Below are 16,758 nucleotides of genomic sequence, written 5' to 3' on the forward strand. Positions count from 1 at the left end.
AATTAGGGTTAACACAATAAGTACGGCATACAAAGCCATTAAAAATCTAAAACCAGACATGCCGGTTCGCCGAGGTTTTTTTACAGTCGTCATTTTTTAATATTTATCTGTACTCTATATGCCAAAAGAAATTCCAATTTGATTTTTTTTATTGTAAGTATTTTTAAATGAGTATATTATGTTTGTTTTGTTTAATGTCTGAAAATGAAAAAGCCTATCAAAATGATAGGCTCGTTATTAAAATGATAATATTCATTTAAATTTATCTCTATAGACTCATAACTTCTAACTCAAAATTCATAACTATTATCTCAATCCATATTCTTCCAGCTTACGGTACAACGTTGCAATCCCGATTTCCAGTAATCTGGCTGCTTCCGCTTTATTTCCTTTCGTGTATTGCAGCACTTTCTGAATATGGTCCTTTTCTAAAGATTTGATACTCAGGGAATCGTTTTCAGGAGTGTTTTTATCAGCATAATGTGGAAGGCTTTCCGAGTCTAAAATATTGTCATTCATCAGAATCAGGCTTCTTTCAATCGTATTTCTTAGTTCACGGATGTTTCCCTTCCAGTCATTATTTTCCAATGTTTTATAATATTCCGGATGGACTTGAACATTCGCTAAATGAAGCTTTTCGGAAAAAACCTCAATAAAATTCTTTGCCAGCGTTTTTAAATCTTCTTTACGTTCCCGAAGCGGGGGCAGACTGATTTCAAATACATTCAATCTGAAATACAAATCTTCTCTGAAGGTTCCCTGCCTGATTTCATCCTCCAAATTTCTGTTGGTAGCGGCAATTAATCGGAAGTCTGATCTGGACACTTTGGTTTCCCCCATTTTGATGAATTCTTTGGTTTCCAGTACCCGAAGCAGCTTTGCCTGGAGTTCGATCGGCATTTCTCCAATTTCATCCAAAAATAATGTTCCGCCGTTGGCTTCTTCCACCAATCCTTTTTTATCTTTTGTTGCTCCAGTAAAAGCACCTTGCTTATGTCCGAAAAGTTCACTCTCCAAAATCTCTTTGCTGAATGCAGAGCAGTTGATCGCTACAAAATTATTCTTCTTTCGATCACTTCCTTCATGAATAGCATTGGCAAAAACTTCCTTTCCGGTTCCGGTTTCTCCGGTTAAAAGCACCGTAGCGTCAGTTAATGCCACTTTCTCAGCCAGTTTTTTAGCCTGAAGGATAGCCGCAGAATTTCCTATGATCTGATTAAAGCCTTTTTGAGAAGTATTTTTCTGAACAATTTTAGACCTGTTATCTTTCACCTTTTCCAATGCTTTATACACCAAAGGAATGATTTTCTCGTTATCATCCCCTTTGACGAGGTAATCATAAGCTCCGTTTTTCATCGCCTGAACTGCATCCGTTATATTTCCAAAAGCAGTCATCAGAATGATTTCAAGATGGGGATATTTGGTTTTGATGGATTTTATCAGGTCAATTCCAAAGGCATCCGGAAGGCGGACGTCGCTTAATACAACATCAAAATCATATTGTTCAAGCATAATGATTGCAGAACGGGCTGTAGAAGCTTCTTTTACATTGAAATTTTCCTGAGAAAGGATCATCCCTAAAAGTTTCAGGAGTTTGAGTTCATCATCGATGATGAGAATGTTTCCGGACATGGTGTGAATTTTTGGAAAACTAGTGCAAACTTAAGTAAACTTATATAAACAAAATGTATGTTGAAAAGTTTTATTGAAAAAAGATATTACAATTTTATTTTTTTGGGAAACATAATCATATCATTTTTACTGCGCTTTTCAACCTTAAGACATTGTGACAATTAAATCATACGATTAAACAAATGGTCAACTTTCACCTCTGAAAGCTGAACGGATGTTGTGGGTACCCCATAAGGAATCAGGCGATCAATCAGGTTTTCAAGATGTGAGCTGTCAGATAAAATGCATTCTGCAACCAGGCAGTATTCTCCGGTAATGCGTTTACAGCTAAGAATTTCAGGGAATTTTGAGAGATTATTGATGAAGGTTTTAAACTCATCATTCTTAAATTTTAAACTCATGATCACTTTTAACCCATAACCCAGTTTCGAAAAATCTATATCCACACTAAAATGTTTGATCACCCCATTTTCAACCAGATTCAATACGCGTTCTTTAGTAGCTGATTGTGATAAAGAAATCTTTCTTCCGATCTCAGCATAACTCAGTCTTGAATTTTCATTCAGGATCTGGAGGATTTTGTAATCATATTCATCTAAAGTTATTTTCATTGTAATTTAGTGTTAAAAAGATTAAATCGGGTAAATTTAGTAATTTTTGCAATTAATTCCGTTTTGATGAAAATACAGTAAAAACGAACTTTGAGGTAGTTAAAATTAGAAAAATGACAAGAATAACACTTTCTGAAAACGGCAATACTGCATTTGAAAAACTGATTGGACATAATGCTAACATCCTTCATCATTGGAATCATTTGGAAGAGGTTTTGTGGCAAAATTCCTCTTTAGACAAAGATATACTGGAGCAGATCCGTAGAACAATGGCGTTTGAAAACGGCTGTGAATATTGTATGGTAAAAGGAGGAAGGCCTGATTTTGATCCTGCTGAAATGAAAATTTCCATGGCTGCTGCATTTGCGGAACTGTTTTGTAAAGATCATCACTCTATTGTAAACGGGCATTTTGATTTATTGAAAGAATATTTTACCGATAGGCAGATTTCAGAGTTGTGTACTTTTATTGCATTTACTAATGCTTCTCAAAAACTGGGGAAAATTTTTAATCTGACAGAGGATTTTCAGACCCATGCCGTTGTAAAACTAAAGGATATCAGATAATTCACTTTTTCAACTATCATTATAGATACAAGAGTAAATAAAAATACATAGCATTTCTTTCTATTCCTTACATTTGTATGGCATTCAGGATAAAAAGAATGAATATGGATTTATATATGACAGATAAAAAGCACAGGGAAACATTCCATACAGATACAAACAATTACGAATATACTACAGTAACCCACGACGAAAATAAAGTAAGAATTTACACGCTGAAAAACGGACTGAAGGTTTTTCTTGCCCAGAACTTTGATGCACCAAGAATTCAGACCTTCATTCCGGTGAGAACCGGAAGTAATAATGATCCGGCCGATAATACGGGTTTGGCACATTACCTTGAACATATGATGTTCAAAGGAACTTCAAAAATCGGAACCAGCAATTGGGGGAAAGAAAAAGTTTTACTGGATCAGATTTCTGAGTTATATGAGCAGCATAAAGCAGAATCTGATACTGAAAAAAAGAAAGAGATTTATAAAAAGATCGATGAAATTTCTCAGGAAGCCAGTCAATATGCTATCGCGAATGAATATGATAAAATCATTTCTTCACTGGGAGCAAGCGGAACTAATGCCCACACCTGGTTTGATGAAACAGTTTACAAAAATAATATTCCGAATAATGAATTGGAAAAATGGCTAAAGATCGAGAAAGAAAGGTTTTCTGAGATCGTTTTACGACTTTTCCATACGGAGCTGGAATCTGTATATGAAGAATTTAACAGAGCACAGGATAATGATACCCGATTAGTGAGCTATGAACTGATGAGTGCTCTTTTTCCAACTCATCCCAATGGGCAGCAAACCACATTAGGAAGACCGGAACATTTGAAGAATCCTTCCATGAAGGCAATCCATAAGTATTTTGATGAATATTATGTTCCTAATAATTACGCTATGGTTTTGGTGGGAGATCTGGATTTTGAAGAAACCATTCAGCTTGTAGATCAGTATTTCGGGACAATTCCTTACAAAGAGCTGCCAAAGAAAAATCCGGTTATTGAAAAACCGATGACGGAAATTGTTGAAAGAACAGTAAAAAGCCCGACCACACCAAGAGTTCAGATCGCCTGGAGAACAGACAGCTATGGCACGAGAGAAGCGATGTTAGCGGACGTTGTGGTGAATATTTTAAGCAACAGAGGAGAAGCGGGATTATTGGATCTCAATATCAACCAGACTCAAAAAATGCTTTGGGCTCAGGCTTTTTCTGTTGGACTGAAACAATACGGCTATTTTTCCATTGTAGCTGTCCCGAAGGAAACCCAAACATTGGATGAGGCAAAAGATATGGTTCTCGAGCAACTTGAGTTGGTGAAGAAAGGAGAATTTCCTGATTGGATGCTTCCTGCTATCATCAATGACTTTAAGCTTCAAAGAATGAAAGGGCTGGAAACGGCTGAAGGCTTGGCTACCAATCTTTATGATACTTATATCAGAAACAGAACCTGGGAACAGGAACTGAACGAAATGGATGAATATGCAGCTCTCACCAAAGATGACGTGGTAGAATTTGCTAATGAATTCTTTAAAAATAATTATGTGGTTGTCAACAAAGAAAAAGGGGTGAATGATAAGCTGGTAAGAGTTGAAAATCCCGGAATTACACCTGTTAAGATCAATCGCGAAGCACAATCCGGTTTTTTACAGCAGATACTTTCTGAAAAAACAGAAGACATTCAGCCGGAATTTATAGATTATCAAAAAGAAATCATTACAGATAAGATCAAAGATAAGAAACTGAGTTTCGTTCCCAATAAGTACAATGATATTGCGCAGGTTCATTTTATTTTCCCTTTCGGAAGTGACCATGACAGAGATTTGGGAATTTCCACTCAAATCCTGCAATACCTGGGAACCGAAAAGTTTTCTCCTGAAGACCTGAAAAAAGAATTTTTCAAGATCGGGGTAAGCAATGATTTTAAAACGACTCCGGATCAGCTTATGATTTCATTGAGTGGTTTGGAAGAAAATATTGAAAAAGGAATTGAGCTGCTTCAGCACTGGATGTATGAAGTGAAGCCGGATCAGGAGATTTATAAACAATTTGTGGATACTGTTTTAGAAAACCGGGAAGCGGTAAAAAAGGATAAAAACCGGATCATGACTGCTTTGACGACCTATACAAAATTGGGTGGGTTTTCACGTTTTACAGACATTATTTCCAAGGAAGAACTACAAAACAGCAGGGTAGAGGTTTTTGCAGACAGGATGAAAAAGCTTTTTAAATTCCCTTATGAAATATTCTTCTACGGAAAAGATTTTGAGAATTTCAGAAGATATATTGACAAACATATTGAAACAGAAAGCCTTTCTATTCCGGAACCTAAAAAATACCCTGAGCCTGAAACCAACGGGAACGTATATTTTACAGGATATGATATGGTTCAGATGGAAATGAGCAAAATAGGAAAAGGAAATCATGTGAATACTGCTGATTTCGGTAAAATTAATGTTTTTAACGAATATTTTGGGCGTGGATTATCATCTATTGTGTTCCAGGAAATCCGTGAAAGTAAGAGTTTAGCTTATTCTGCCTACGTTTCTTATGCAGCCAATGCGGAGCTGGGACATCCGGATTATGTAACGACCTATATCGGAACCCAACCGGATAAACTTCAGATTGCAGTAGATACAATGAATGATCTGATGAATGATCTTCCGGAAGTGCCCATTCAGTTTGAAAATGCGAAAAATGCAGCCTTAAAACAGATTGCGTCTACCAGAATTACAAGAACCAATATCTTTTTTAATACGTTGAAGCTAAAAAAGCTTGGCGTTTCGCATGATTTCAGAAAAGATATTTATCAGCAGATTCAGGGGATGAAATTTGAAGATATCAAACAGTTTTATCAGACTTCTATACAACCTTTACATTTCAATACTGCGATTATCGGGAAAAAAGAGAACCTGAATATGGATGCCGTCCATCAAATGGGAACCTTTAAGGAAGTAACATTGGAAGAGATTTTCGGATATTAATATAAAAAGAGCTGTCTCAAAAGGTGAACTAACTTCTGAAAATTTCTAAATGACAAAAGTTGTCAAGAAGTCCGAGAGAGCAGTTGTTTTTGAGACAGCGCCTTTTCTTTATATAATATTTTCTTTCACAGCGACCATGATAAGTTCAGCAACATTTTTCACATTAAATTTACTCATAAGGTTTCTTCTGTGAGTTTCAATGGTTAAAGGGCTTACATTGAGTTCGTCAGCAATTATGGTGGTTGTTTTTCCCAATGATATTTTTTTTAGCACTTCTTCTTCTCTTTTCGTAAGCAGCGGTCTTTCTTTAATATCTTGTACTTCTGGCATTGTTATTACATTTTTAATTTCGTTGCTGAATACCAATTCTCCTTTTAAAGCATCATGGATACATTTTATCAGCTCATCCAATGATATATTTTTAAGAAGGTAACCATTGGCTCCGCTTTGGAGCATCTGAATGACAATATTTCTTTCAGAATGATTGCTAAGTCCCAATACCACCGATTTGGCAGATAGCTTTTTGATCTCTTTACAGAGTTGTATTCCTGATATATTGGGCATAGAGATATCCAGAAGAACTACATCTACAGTATTCTTACTAATGAAATCCAAAGCAGATATCCCGTCAGTGAATGTGTCCAGCAGAAAAAGGCTATGGTCATCCGAAAGTAAAGACTTTATTCCTTCGATGATAATAAAATGATCATCTATAATAACCAATGAATGTCTTTTATTCAGTAACATATACTTCAATATTAAAAGTAGTTCCTATATTTTCTTTGGAAGTAATTTCTATTTTTCCGCTCATGCTCTTTACCCTGTTTTGGATATTGATGAGCCCAAAATTCTCCGTATTATCCACTTGGGGTTGTAATCCCCTGCCATTATCTTCAACAGTAATATAGAGAACGTTTTTATTCTGGCTGCACTGTAAAAGTACATTCTTTGCATTGGAATGTTTGGCTGCATTAGTCAATATTTCCTGGATAATTCTATAAATATTTAGTATATCTTTTTCGGATATATTTTTGCTTATTTCATATGACTGATATTGTATATTGAAATGAGGTTTATAGGTGTCACAAAGATCAGTTAATGCGGTATCCAGATCCTGATTATTTATAATAAATTTTGGCATCATATTTCTGGCTATTGAACGAAGTTCCGTGAGTGAATTATCGATACTTTTAGAGATTTTTTCCAGTCTTTCTTTGGTAAAATCATGGGTGCTCATCAACTTTGAAAATTGCATTTTAGTTCCTGCCAGCATTCCACCTAGTCCGTCATGCAAATCCTGAGCTATTCGATTTCGCTCTTTTTCTTCACCTTCTAGAAGGGCTCTTACAGCAGTCATTTGTTCTTTTTGCTTTAATTCATTGATCCGGTGCTGATGGTTTTCGTTTTGTTGCAAGGCCAACTTTTTATTATTTCTTATTAAAATCCAAAGAAATAATACAAGAGAGAGAAGAAGTAAAGAGACTCCAACGAAAATCCATTTTGAAAGAATGTTGTTCTTGGCGGTTAACTCAATAATTTTATTTTTGGCCTCAAGCTCTTTAATTTTTCTTTCTTTTTCAGCCGTCTGGTACTTTTTCTCCATATCCATCATATGGGCTTTATATTCTGTAGTCTGAAGGCTGTCATTGATGGTGATATACTTCTGGGACCATTCATAGGCCTCTTTCATATTTCCATTCTGGGCATAGGCTTTCGCCAGTAAATTATAATAATTATTTTTATCCAAAGAAGTGGGCTTTTTAAAAGCTCTTGCATTACAATGATGGCTTCCTGATTTTTATTTTGTCCTCTCAGCAATTCAAATTTGGCATATTTCATCCGGTTGACATAATAATTTTCAATACCTCCTGTGGCTAAAGCTATTCCTTTATCAAAGCTGTTAATGGCATTTTGGTACTGTTTCATATGCTGATAGTAAATACCTTCTGAATAATAGTAAAAAAGAAAAGCATTGGACTTAGGATAGTTTTTTAAAATAGTATAGGCTTTGTCAAGATATGTTTTTGCCTTTTCCAAATTATTTAAATAAACATTATTTTCTATCAGGTAAATAGACAGCTCAATGATCGCTTCCTTTTTCATGGCTTCACTTTCAGGAGAAGACTTTTCAAATAACCTCAATCCCTCTTCTAAATATTTATTTGCTTTTACCCTTTCTGTAATATTCATCATGCTGATCCCTATAAATTTATTTACGTTAGCCATAATGAAATTGTTTCCTGATTTTTTTGCTAACGGAAGTGCATGATTGATGTAAGCATCAAGCCCTTTTTGCTCGCTGCCTTTCATCTGTTCCAATACTCCCAGGCCCAGCCATGCACTGCTCCGGATTTTGTATGCTTCCGGATAAGGAAAGCGGGAGAGTAGCGAATCACTTTTCTTAAAATTTTCTTCAATTATTTTAATGTTGGGATCACCCATCAGTATATATGCCTGATAATAATAAGAAACGGCCTTTAGGAAAGAATTATTCTTTGAAAGTAAAGCTCCGTTTTTAAAAAACTGTTGTGCTTTAGGTAGATTTTTTGCCCTTTTATAAGCATAAGCAAGTTTTAATGCAGTATAACCTTTAATACTGTCATTGTTTGCATCATTGAATTGTTTCTCTAATTTATTAATGTAAGTTTTATCGTCGTATAGTTTAATAGTCAGTTGGGCTCTGACAAGAGTACATATACCAATAAAAAAAATGAGTATAATAGATTTCATGCGATTTGTATTTTATACTAAAATAACTAAAAAATTAGTAGAAAAAATAGATGAAAGTATAAATACTGGAAAACCAGTAGATCAAAATACAAACAAACAATTATTGTTTCCTTTTATTCCGTAAAGTAGTTTTGTGATACTACACAATATCTATTTCAATACAAAAAACATACATATGAAAACAATTTATTTTATTCTTTTAATATTTACAGGCACATTACTTTCTGCGCAACCCGTTATTACTTCTGCAGATATGGTTACGGGTACTTTCTCGTATACAGACGTTGAATTTAATCAGGGAGTATATACTGCTGGCAGTGGAGGAGCAAATATGACCTGGGATTTTTCCAATGTACAGGGAACTACAGGAGGAGGAACTCTTTTTTATGGAGTATGTCCGGGTATTCCGGAATGTTCATCTTTCCCTACGGCCAACCGATATGTAACCGCTCTTAATCCTAATGGGACCCAAACTGACGATAAAAATCTCTTTCGGGTAGACAATGCCCAATATGAAGTGTTAGGAGGAAGAAATGCAGTTACTAATTCTACAACAGCGTATACTGATACAGCTATTGAGTTGAAGTTTCCAACTACTTATTTGCAATCTTTTACAGATACTTCTTCCTTAACGAATAATGGAGCAACCAGCAGTACCAATGATGTTATTACAGCAGATGGATATGGAACTATTATAACTCCGATAGGTACCTATACCAATACTTTAAGAGTAAAGAAAGTAAGTACGCTGACCTCATCTCTCAATGGAATACCGGTCTCTACAACACAGGTAACGACTTACACATGGTATAAAAACAATAGGGAGCAAATTGCGAGTTTTACAGATACGAATATAATATCTCCCATATCACAACCTGGACCTTCATCTTTTACTTATACTAATAGTAGTGCATTGGCAACTCAGGAGAATACAATAGAAAAATCTTTATCCATTTATCCCAATCCCGTTAAAGACGGAAAGATTTGGATTGAAAAACTACCCGGTACTCACATAAAATCTATTGGTATATATGATATGGCGGGAAAACGGATTTCTGAGGAATCTGAGAGTGTATTTAAGGAAACAAATGGAAAGTATTTCATTAATCTTCAGGATTACCCTGATGGAAATTATATAATGAGAGTAGAAACAGACAAAAGCATTTTCTCTCATATTATTCAAATAAAACAGAAGTAACAGAAAAATAACAAAATTTAATTCATTTATTATTAATCAAAAATTCAAATTATGAAAAGCAATTATTTAAGAAAGATTTTTAGCATCTTTACTCTATTAGGGTTAATTTCTTTATTCACTATCTCTTGTGGAGGGGATGATGACGACAATCCGGCAACACCATCAGTTTCCAGAGATTTTAAATATGAAGTAACCGGAAATTATTCTGGAAAGCTTAATATTTCCTATATAGGGGCAAGTGGTTCAGCACATGTGGTGGATATAAACCAATTACCTTGGAGTAAGGAATTTAAACTAGAGGCAGGTGTTCCAAACGCTGTTGGCTTCCAGGTCGGTAATCCCGGACCTCCAAGTGGTGCATCGGGTCAGACTATGACTTTAAAACTTTACAAGGAGGAAAAGTTGTAAAACAAGATACATTCACAGCAAATGGGGATGGATTTATATATGGTAGTTTAAACTATACATTTTAATTTCTTCTACTATTAGAATTTTCATATCATTTATTATGGCTGAGAGCACGAAAAATTCGTGCTCTTTTTTCATTTAATAAAAGTTTCGGCGGCGCAAAGCGCCGCCGAAACTGATTTTAAGTATTACTTCACAATTTTCATTTCATCGATCAGCCATTTGGAATCGGCATATTTATCAATGATGAAAAGAATATATTTCGTATCTACCATAATGTTTCGGCTGAAACGAGGGTCGTAATTAATGTCACTCATCGTTCCTTCCCACTGTCTGTCGAAATTCAATCCTACTAAGTTTCCGTAAGCATCCAAGGCCGGGCTTCCCGAATTTCCTCCGGTGGTATGGTTGGTTGCGGTAAATCCTACAGGAACATCTCCTGTCTTGTCTTTATAAATTCCGAAATCCTTTTTGTTATAAAGATCAATCAGCTTTTTAGGAACATCGAATTCATAATCTCCCGGAACATATTTTTCCATCACTCCGGCTAAGTGGGTCTGGTAATTGTAAGAAACCGCATCTCGGGGAGTCGATCCTTTTACTTTTCCGTAAGTCACACGAAGGGTAGAATTGGCATCCGGGAAGAATTTTCTGTCTTTATCTGTGGCCATTTGCTGAGCCATGAACTTCTTCTGCAGAGCATCAATCTTCGTCTGAAGAGAAGTATATTGCGGATCAGCAGTTTTCATGTATGTTTCCTTCAGATTGGTAAACAGTTGGAAAACAGGATCTTTTTTTAATGTTTTGATTAATTTGTCCTGATTGGAAAACGCTTTGTCAATATCCTGTGCTAAAGATGCTCCGTTAACCTCTGATCTTCCTGTAATAATGGAATTTTTGGAGATTTCTTCTATAGATTGAATATTCTGAGCTTCATTCTTATATTTATCAAAACCGGCAGGCAGGAACTGAGGTGCAGTTTTATTCGCATATAAAGCTAAAAGTTTAGCCGTTACTTTGGCATCCAGTTCAGCACTGTAATCTTTATAGAAAGAAGAAAGCCTGTTTTTGAAGGAGGCTAAGCTCTTTTCATCCATTCTTCCTGCTTCAACAGCCGCAATATAATTGGAGTAAAGATTCGCAAGCGTTAATGTCTCTGCATTTCTGACCACTTCAGAATAATAGGCATTATTCAAAGCGTAAGGAGCCTGATCGTTATATAATTTATTTAATTGATCCAGAGTCGTTTTTACTTCAGAGTTTTTAGTAACCAAAGATCCTTCATACATTACTTTCTTCTCTACGGCATTGGATTTTTTCAATCCTTCCACTTCCCCGATCCATTTTTTCCAGTAATTGGCTACGGAAGCATATTTTGAAGCATATTTGATACGTGTTGCATTGTCCACACGCATTTTCTCGTCTAATGTTTTCAAAGCAACATCACGTACGGCAATTCTTGCAGGATCAATTTCATTCATGATCTTCTCTACAGCAACAGCCGGAAGATATTCTGTAGTTCTTCCCGGGAATCCGAATACAAAGGTGAAATCGTTTTCGTTTTTATCTTTGATAGAAACCGGAAGATAATGCTTCGGAACATAAGGAACATTATCCTTGGAGTATTCAGCCGGTTTATTGTTTTTGTCCGCATAGATTCTGAACATGGAAAAATCTCCCGTATGTCTCGGCCATACCCAGTTATCCGTATCACTTCCGAATTTTCCGATGCTTTGAGGCGGTGCACCTACCAAACGAACGTCTTTAAATGTTTCAATGGTATAGGCGTAATATTTATTTCCGTAGTACATAGATTTTACGGAAATAGACTGGTAAGATTCAATTTTCTGAGAGTTTTTATAAACCTCAATATTATTAGCGATTTTTTTTGAAAGTTCAGGTTCCGTAAGATTGTCTGTTCCTTCTAAAATTTGATTAGTTACTTCTTTGATGTCAATAATGAAATCAACCGTTACGCCCGGATTGGGAAGTTCCGTGCCCATATTTTTAGCCCAGAAACCATTCGTCAAAAGATCGTTTTCAACCGTAGAATGAGCCTGGATCTGCCCGTAACCACAGTGGTGATTGGTTAATAATAACCCTTTCGGGGAGATGATTTCCGCAGTACATCCACCGTTGAACTGAACAACTGCATCCTTAATGCTCGCTTTTTGAGGGTTGAAGATGTCCTTAGCAGAAATTTTCATTCCCAAATCTTTCATTTCCTTTTCATTAAGTTCTGTAGGAATCCACATTCCGCCGTATTGTTGAGCAAAAGCCATTGCAGCCGGCAAAAGAAATACAGATAAAAGTATCTTTTTTGTCATAATCAAATTTTTGCCCTAATTTACAAAGAAAATTAAAAATACGGATATAAAATCATAAGTGCGGATAAACACCGTTATAATACTAATCACTAAAAAATATCTATTATGAAAAAACGAACATTCTTATCAGGAATTGTTGCTGTTATTGTATTAGCTTCATGTTCCAAACAAAAACCTAAGGAAGTAAATCCGATTTCTTCAGACTCGGCGGCCACAGTTCAGCCCTCTGCGGATACTGTTGCATCTGGGAATACCGCTACGATTGGGGATAATTCTCAGAATTCTCTTGACTGGGACGGAACGTACGAAGCTATAGTGCCTTGTGCAGACTGTCCGGGAATAAAGACCTCCCTAACTTTGAATAAGGATAAGACTTTCAATATGACGGAAGAGTATATTGACAGAAAATCAAAAAATGAAGACCGGGGAACTTTTGAATGGGATGCTGCAGGAAGTATCATAACCTTAAACGGGAAAACGGCAAAATATAAATATAAAGTAGGGGAGAATAAACTGCTCCAGCTTGACCTTGCAGGCAATCCGATTGACGGCCCGAACAAAGATCTTTATGTTTTCAAGAAAAAATAAAAGGTAAATAAAGGCTTTAAGCCTTTATTTTTTATCCTAGAACTGATAGGCAATAATCTTGCTGTCACTGATGAGCTCCTTAACAAGAGATTCGTGATGAACTTTTTTGCCTGTCAAAATCCATGTTGTAATAAGATTTCCCTGGGAATATTGTTGTTTGGATACCTTAAACTTAAGATCATTTTTCCTGAAAAGCTCTTCACAGTAGTGAACATCATCGGAGCTGAGAATTCCGATCTTATATTCTATGATCTTATGATTTTTATCTATCACATTCTCCAGGTAAGTAAGTGCACTTAAAACCAGTAATACCAGAATGGTTCCCAAAAGTGAAAGGTAAACATATCCTGAGCCTACCGCCATTCCTATAGATGCCGTTGCCCAGATAGTAGTTGCAGTAGTAATTCCATCAATTTTATTATCTCCTTTAAAGATCACTCCGGCTCCTAAAAAACCAATACCGGTAATAATATTGGCTGCGATACGATCCGGATCGTCACTTCCGATTTTTATAGAAAGAATGGTAAACAGGCAGGCTCCGAAACATACCAAGATGAAGGTACGTAACCCGGCAGATTTATTGCGGTATTCTCGTTCTGCGCCAATTATAATGCCCAAAAGCACGGAAATAAAAATCAGCAGCAGCTCATTTTGAATTGAGTGGTCCTGTAAAAATTCCATCTTTCACATTTTATACTCATAAAATTACAAATATTTTATGGATAAGGGGGGTATTTACCCATATTATTTAAAATAAAGAATGGATATTTATGTAACATTTCCGTTTTATTTTCAACCCATATTTAGAATCTTAAAAATCTTAATATGAAAACGTTACTATCAGTATTTTTTTTACTCTTTATGCTTCCCGCCATGGCACAAGATGTAATTACCCCAAAGAATATTAAACTTGAATCCGCATTTATCAAAGATGAAACATATGATATGCTCTGGTTTATGGAAAATGCCGGACAACGGATCGAAATTGGGAAAATCAATACTATCATAAAAAAAGACAAAGGAAAAATACTGATAAGAACTTCCTTGAAAATGAAACAGATGCAGGAAGAAATGATAGACTCTGCCGTAGCAAAGATAAATAATATGGAACCGGTTGAACATTCCTCTTTTGCGGGGCATCGAGATATCAGGATGAACTTCGGGAAAGATGTAACGGGTTACTATCTGGATAAAAAAACCAATGAAAAAAGCATTATCAATGAAGCTGTCGCACCGGCTTCTTATTTCGACAGCAATTTATATCCCTCGATCATCAGGTGGCTTCCTTTAAAGGAAGATTATAAGGCCACTCTCCGTATCTTCGATTATAATCCGGCAGCAAAAAAAGGAGTGATGAATGCTTATATAAAAAATGTAAAAAAAGAAAGTCTGAATGGGAAAATGGTATGGGTTATAACAACCACAGATGATATTACAGACAATAAAACACTGGTTACTTATTATATAGATACAGATCAACGAAAGCTCTTAAAACAGGAAGTGGAGATAGACAGGCGCAAAATGGTCATGGAGCTTATTAAATAAAAAGCCTGATCCATTACTGGATCAGGTCTAAAAATTGCTGCTCATCCAGGATGGTAATCGTGCCGATATCCTGGGCTTTTTTCAGTTTACTTCCGGCTTTTTCGCCTACGACAAGATAATTCAGGTTTTTAGACACGGCTGAAATATTCTTTCCATTATGCTTTTCAACCATTTCTTCTGCCTGTTCTCTTGTAAACAATGATAATTTTCCGGTGAAAAGAAAAGTTTTGCCTTCCAGAACGTTGGATAAGACTTCGCTGGTGCTTTCTCCTTTTTCAAGCTGTACGCCGGATGATTTCAGGCGTTCGATCATCAGGACGTTTTCCGGATTGTTGAAGAACTCAACAATGCTTACTGCGATCTTGGTTCCGATATCTTCCACCTGGCAAAGCTCTTCCACAGAAGCATTTTTAAGCTCTTCAATGGTTGGGAAGTTTTTAACGAGTTTTTTGGCAACGGTTTCTCCCACATGCTTGATCCCGATTCCGTACAATACTTTTTCAAAAGGAATTTCTTTTGATTTTTCAATTCCGGAAATGATATTTTGAGCAGATTTCTCCGCCATTCTTTCCAAAGGAAGAAGTTGTTCTTTGGTCAAAACATATAAATCTGCAGGATTTTCAATCAGTTTTTCCCGGTAAAGCTGTTCAATGGTTTCGCTTCCAAGATTTTCAATATTCAAAGCCTTTCTGGAAACATAATGGATCATTCTTCCTACTACCTGAGGCGGACAATGTAATTCGTTGGGGCAGAAATGGATCGCCTGATCTTCAATTTTCACCAGTTCTGTTCCGCATTCCGGGCAATGTTTGATATATTCTATTTCTTTGCTTTCTGCATTTCTTTTTTCGGTATTGACGCCAACAATTTTCGGAATGATCTCACCGCCTTTTTCCACATACACAAAGTCATGCTCATGAAGGTCCAGTTTTTTAATAATGTCTTCGTTATGAAGTGAAGCCCGTTTTACAATAGTTCCGGCTAATAAAACAGGTTTTAGGTTGGCAACAGGTGTGATTGCTCCCGTTCTTCCTACCTGGTAAGAAACACTTTGCAATTCCGTTTCCACTTTTTCGGCTTTAAATTTATAAGCCATAGCCCAACGTGGTGATTTTGCCGTATAGCCAAGTTGTCTCTGCTGCCTCAGTGAATTAACTTTTAAAACAATTCCGTCAATTTCAAAAGGTAGATTATGACGTTCTGTGTCCCAATAACTGATGAATTCTTTGACTTCTTCCAATGTTTTGCAAAGCTTGGCCTGCTGGGAAGTTTTAAAGCCCCATGATGTTGCTTTTTCAAGCAGCTCCCAATGCGTTTCTGCAGGAACTTCGTGTGAAATAAACTGGTAAAGCACCGAAGACAATCCCCGTTTTCTTACCTCTGCACTATCCTGTATCTTCAAGCTTCCGCTCGCCGTATTTCTGGGATTCATAAAAGGATCTAAACCGTCTTCTTCCCTTTGTTTATTAATCTTATCGAAATTCTTTCTGGTCAGATAGATTTCACCACGCATAAAAAAATGATCCGGGAAATCACCTTTTAAGGTCAATGGAACATCTGAAATGGTTCGGACGTTTCCTGTGATCTCATCGCCCTGGAATCCGTCTCCACGTGTAACGGCCTGTACTAGTTTGCCTTTTTCATACAAGATAGAAATAGACGCACCATCATACTTTAATTCCGCAACAAATTCTACGGGATCATCAATAGCCTTGATAATTCTTTTCTCCCAGTCCTCAAGATCATCGAAATCATAAGAATTATCAAGAGAATTTATGCTGAATGGTTGGGAAAACCTTTGTAATACCACCACCAACACGCATGGTAGGGGAATTTTCATCATAAAACTCAGGGTATTTGGCTTCCAGGTCCTGAAGCTCCTCTAATAACTGGTCAAACTCATAATCCGTGATGGTAGGAGTATCCAGAAGGTAATAATTTTCATTATGCTGGTGAAGCTCTTTGCGGAGCTGTTCTATTTTCTGTTGAATGTTTTCAGGCATTGCGATTCACTTTTAAGCAAAAATAATTAAAGTAATCCCAAACCTGTTTAAACTTTTCAAAAAAATTAAACTACAAAAAGTATAAAGGTTTTAATACTTATAAAATAAGTGAATTAAATAGGATGAGAACATTAAGATCGTGTAACATATTCCAATGAACTGATTT

Annotated in this window: 13 protein-coding genes and 1 pseudogene; 6 read left to right on the top strand and 8 right to left on the bottom strand. The window is 36.2% G+C overall.

What is annotated here, in order from left to right; translation table 11 throughout:
- Positions 1-306 precede the first annotated feature (306 nt).
- Together ACGHIN_RS02405 and ACGHIN_RS02410 are read right to left on the bottom strand one after the other, a co-directional pair.
- On the bottom strand, positions 307-1,632 hold the full coding sequence (locus tag ACGHIN_RS02405) for a sigma-54-dependent transcriptional regulator (protein ID WP_390450495.1): 1,326 nt from the start codon (positions 1,630-1,632) through the stop codon (positions 307-309).
- A gap of 161 nt (positions 1,633-1,793) precedes the next feature.
- Entirely contained in the window at positions 1,794-2,243 is a 450-nt protein-coding gene (locus ACGHIN_RS02410) for an Lrp/AsnC family transcriptional regulator (protein WP_390450497.1), read from the bottom strand.
- Positions 2,244-2,356: 113 nt separating this feature from the next.
- Between ACGHIN_RS02410 and ACGHIN_RS02415 the strand changes: the two genes are divergently transcribed.
- Positions 2,357-2,809, top strand: a complete 453-nt coding sequence (locus tag ACGHIN_RS02415; protein WP_390450499.1) for a carboxymuconolactone decarboxylase family protein — start codon at positions 2,357-2,359, stop codon at positions 2,807-2,809.
- Positions 2,810-2,913: 104 nt separating this feature from the next.
- Positions 2,914-5,793, top strand: a complete 2,880-nt coding sequence (locus tag ACGHIN_RS02420) for a M16 family metallopeptidase (RefSeq protein ID WP_390450500.1) — start codon at positions 2,914-2,916, stop codon at positions 5,791-5,793.
- A 108-nt stretch (positions 5,794-5,901) separates the two neighbouring features.
- On the opposite strand, the gene ACGHIN_RS02425 is transcribed toward ACGHIN_RS02420, so the two are convergent.
- From ACGHIN_RS02425 to ACGHIN_RS02435, 3 genes are read right to left on the bottom strand one after another with little or no spacing between them, the layout of a single operon-like run.
- Positions 5,902-6,540, bottom strand: coding sequence for a response regulator (locus ACGHIN_RS02425; protein WP_390450502.1), 639 nt, complete (start codon positions 6,538-6,540; stop codon positions 5,902-5,904).
- Positions 6,527-7,540: a sensor histidine kinase gene (locus ACGHIN_RS02430; protein WP_390450504.1), complete on the bottom strand. Its 1,014-nt coding sequence runs from the start codon at positions 7,538-7,540 to the stop codon at positions 6,527-6,529. Before ACGHIN_RS02430 ends, ACGHIN_RS02425 begins: the two co-directional genes overlap by 14 nt.
- On the bottom strand, positions 7,480-8,523 hold the full coding sequence (locus ACGHIN_RS02435; protein ID WP_390450506.1) for a hypothetical protein: 1,044 nt from the start codon (positions 8,521-8,523) through the stop codon (positions 7,480-7,482). The genes ACGHIN_RS02430 and ACGHIN_RS02435 overlap by 61 nt, the downstream gene beginning before the upstream one ends.
- A gap of 175 nt (positions 8,524-8,698) precedes the next feature.
- Here ACGHIN_RS02435 and ACGHIN_RS02440 point away from each other — a divergent pair, with 175 nt between their 5' ends.
- Together ACGHIN_RS02440 and ACGHIN_RS02445 are read left to right on the top strand one after the other, a co-directional pair.
- On the top strand, positions 8,699-9,721 hold the full coding sequence (locus ACGHIN_RS02440) for a T9SS type A sorting domain-containing protein (protein ID WP_390450508.1): 1,023 nt from the start codon (positions 8,699-8,701) through the stop codon (positions 9,719-9,721).
- A gap of 51 nt (positions 9,722-9,772) precedes the next feature.
- Positions 9,773-10,129 carry an MmpS family transport accessory protein gene (locus tag ACGHIN_RS02445; protein ID WP_390450510.1) on the top strand — a complete coding sequence of 119 codons (357 nt, stop codon included), beginning with the start codon at positions 9,773-9,775 and terminating at the stop codon, positions 10,127-10,129.
- Between the two features lie 188 nt (positions 10,130-10,317).
- On the opposite strand, the gene ACGHIN_RS02450 is transcribed toward ACGHIN_RS02445, so the two are convergent.
- Positions 10,318-12,456, bottom strand: coding sequence for a S46 family peptidase (locus ACGHIN_RS02450; RefSeq protein ID WP_390450512.1), 2,139 nt, complete (start codon positions 12,454-12,456; stop codon positions 10,318-10,320).
- 105 nt (positions 12,457-12,561) lie between these two features.
- On the opposite strand from ACGHIN_RS02450, the gene ACGHIN_RS02455 reads away from it, so the two are divergent.
- Entirely contained in the window at positions 12,562-13,044 is a 483-nt protein-coding gene (locus ACGHIN_RS02455) for a copper resistance protein NlpE (RefSeq protein WP_390450513.1), read from the top strand.
- 36 nt (positions 13,045-13,080) lie between these two features.
- On the opposite strand, the gene ACGHIN_RS02460 is transcribed toward ACGHIN_RS02455, so the two are convergent.
- Entirely contained in the window at positions 13,081-13,725 is a 645-nt protein-coding gene (locus ACGHIN_RS02460; RefSeq protein ID WP_390450514.1) for an MgtC/SapB family protein, read from the bottom strand.
- A 144-nt stretch (positions 13,726-13,869) separates the two neighbouring features.
- On the opposite strand from ACGHIN_RS02460, the gene ACGHIN_RS02465 reads away from it, so the two are divergent.
- The gene (locus ACGHIN_RS02465) at positions 13,870-14,589 is read left to right on the top strand and encodes a DUF3108 domain-containing protein (protein WP_390450515.1); all 720 of its coding nucleotides are present in this window, start codon (positions 13,870-13,872) and stop codon (positions 14,587-14,589) included.
- A gap of 13 nt (positions 14,590-14,602) precedes the next feature.
- Here ACGHIN_RS02465 and ligA read toward each other — a convergent pair.
- Positions 14,603-16,592: pseudogene (gene ligA, locus ACGHIN_RS02470) on the bottom strand (NAD-dependent DNA ligase LigA).
- Between the last annotated feature and the right edge of the window lie 166 nt (positions 16,593-16,758).

Origin of the sequence: Chryseobacterium barbadense (assembly GCF_042849955.1) — a bacterium.
Classification (GTDB): Bacteria; Bacteroidota; Bacteroidia; order Flavobacteriales; family Weeksellaceae; genus Chryseobacterium.

Bases quoted from the DNA above. Each gene is read 5' to 3' on its own strand.
- ACGHIN_RS02445 (WP_390450510.1), top strand. From the start codon at position 9,773: ATGAAAAGCAATTATTTAAGAAAGATTTTTAGCATCTTTACTCTATTA.
- ACGHIN_RS02465 (WP_390450515.1), top strand. From the start codon at position 13,870: ATGAAAACGTTACTATCAGTATTTTTTTTACTCTTTATGCTTCCCGCC.
- ACGHIN_RS02450 (WP_390450512.1), bottom strand. From the start codon at position 12,456: ATGACAAAAAAGATACTTTTATCTGTATTTCTTTTGCCGGCTGCAATG.
- ACGHIN_RS02425 (WP_390450502.1), bottom strand. From the start codon at position 6,540: ATGTTACTGAATAAAAGACATTCATTGGTTATTATAGATGATCATTTT.
- ACGHIN_RS02440 (WP_390450508.1), top strand. From the start codon at position 8,699: ATGAAAACAATTTATTTTATTCTTTTAATATTTACAGGCACATTACTT.
- ACGHIN_RS02460 (WP_390450514.1), bottom strand. From the start codon at position 13,725: ATGGAATTTTTACAGGACCACTCAATTCAAAATGAGCTGCTGCTGATT.
- ACGHIN_RS02415 (WP_390450499.1), top strand. From the start codon at position 2,357: ATGACAAGAATAACACTTTCTGAAAACGGCAATACTGCATTTGAAAAA.
- ACGHIN_RS02455 (WP_390450513.1), top strand. From the start codon at position 12,562: ATGAAAAAACGAACATTCTTATCAGGAATTGTTGCTGTTATTGTATTA.
- ACGHIN_RS02420 (WP_390450500.1), top strand. From the start codon at position 2,914: ATGGATTTATATATGACAGATAAAAAGCACAGGGAAACATTCCATACA.
- ACGHIN_RS02410 (WP_390450497.1), bottom strand. From the start codon at position 2,243: ATGAAAATAACTTTAGATGAATATGATTACAAAATCCTCCAGATCCTG.
- ACGHIN_RS02405 (WP_390450495.1), bottom strand. From the start codon at position 1,632: ATGTCCGGAAACATTCTCATCATCGATGATGAACTCAAACTCCTGAAA.
- ACGHIN_RS02435 (WP_390450506.1), bottom strand. From the start codon at position 8,523: ATGAAATCTATTATACTCATTTTTTTTATTGGTATATGTACTCTTGTC.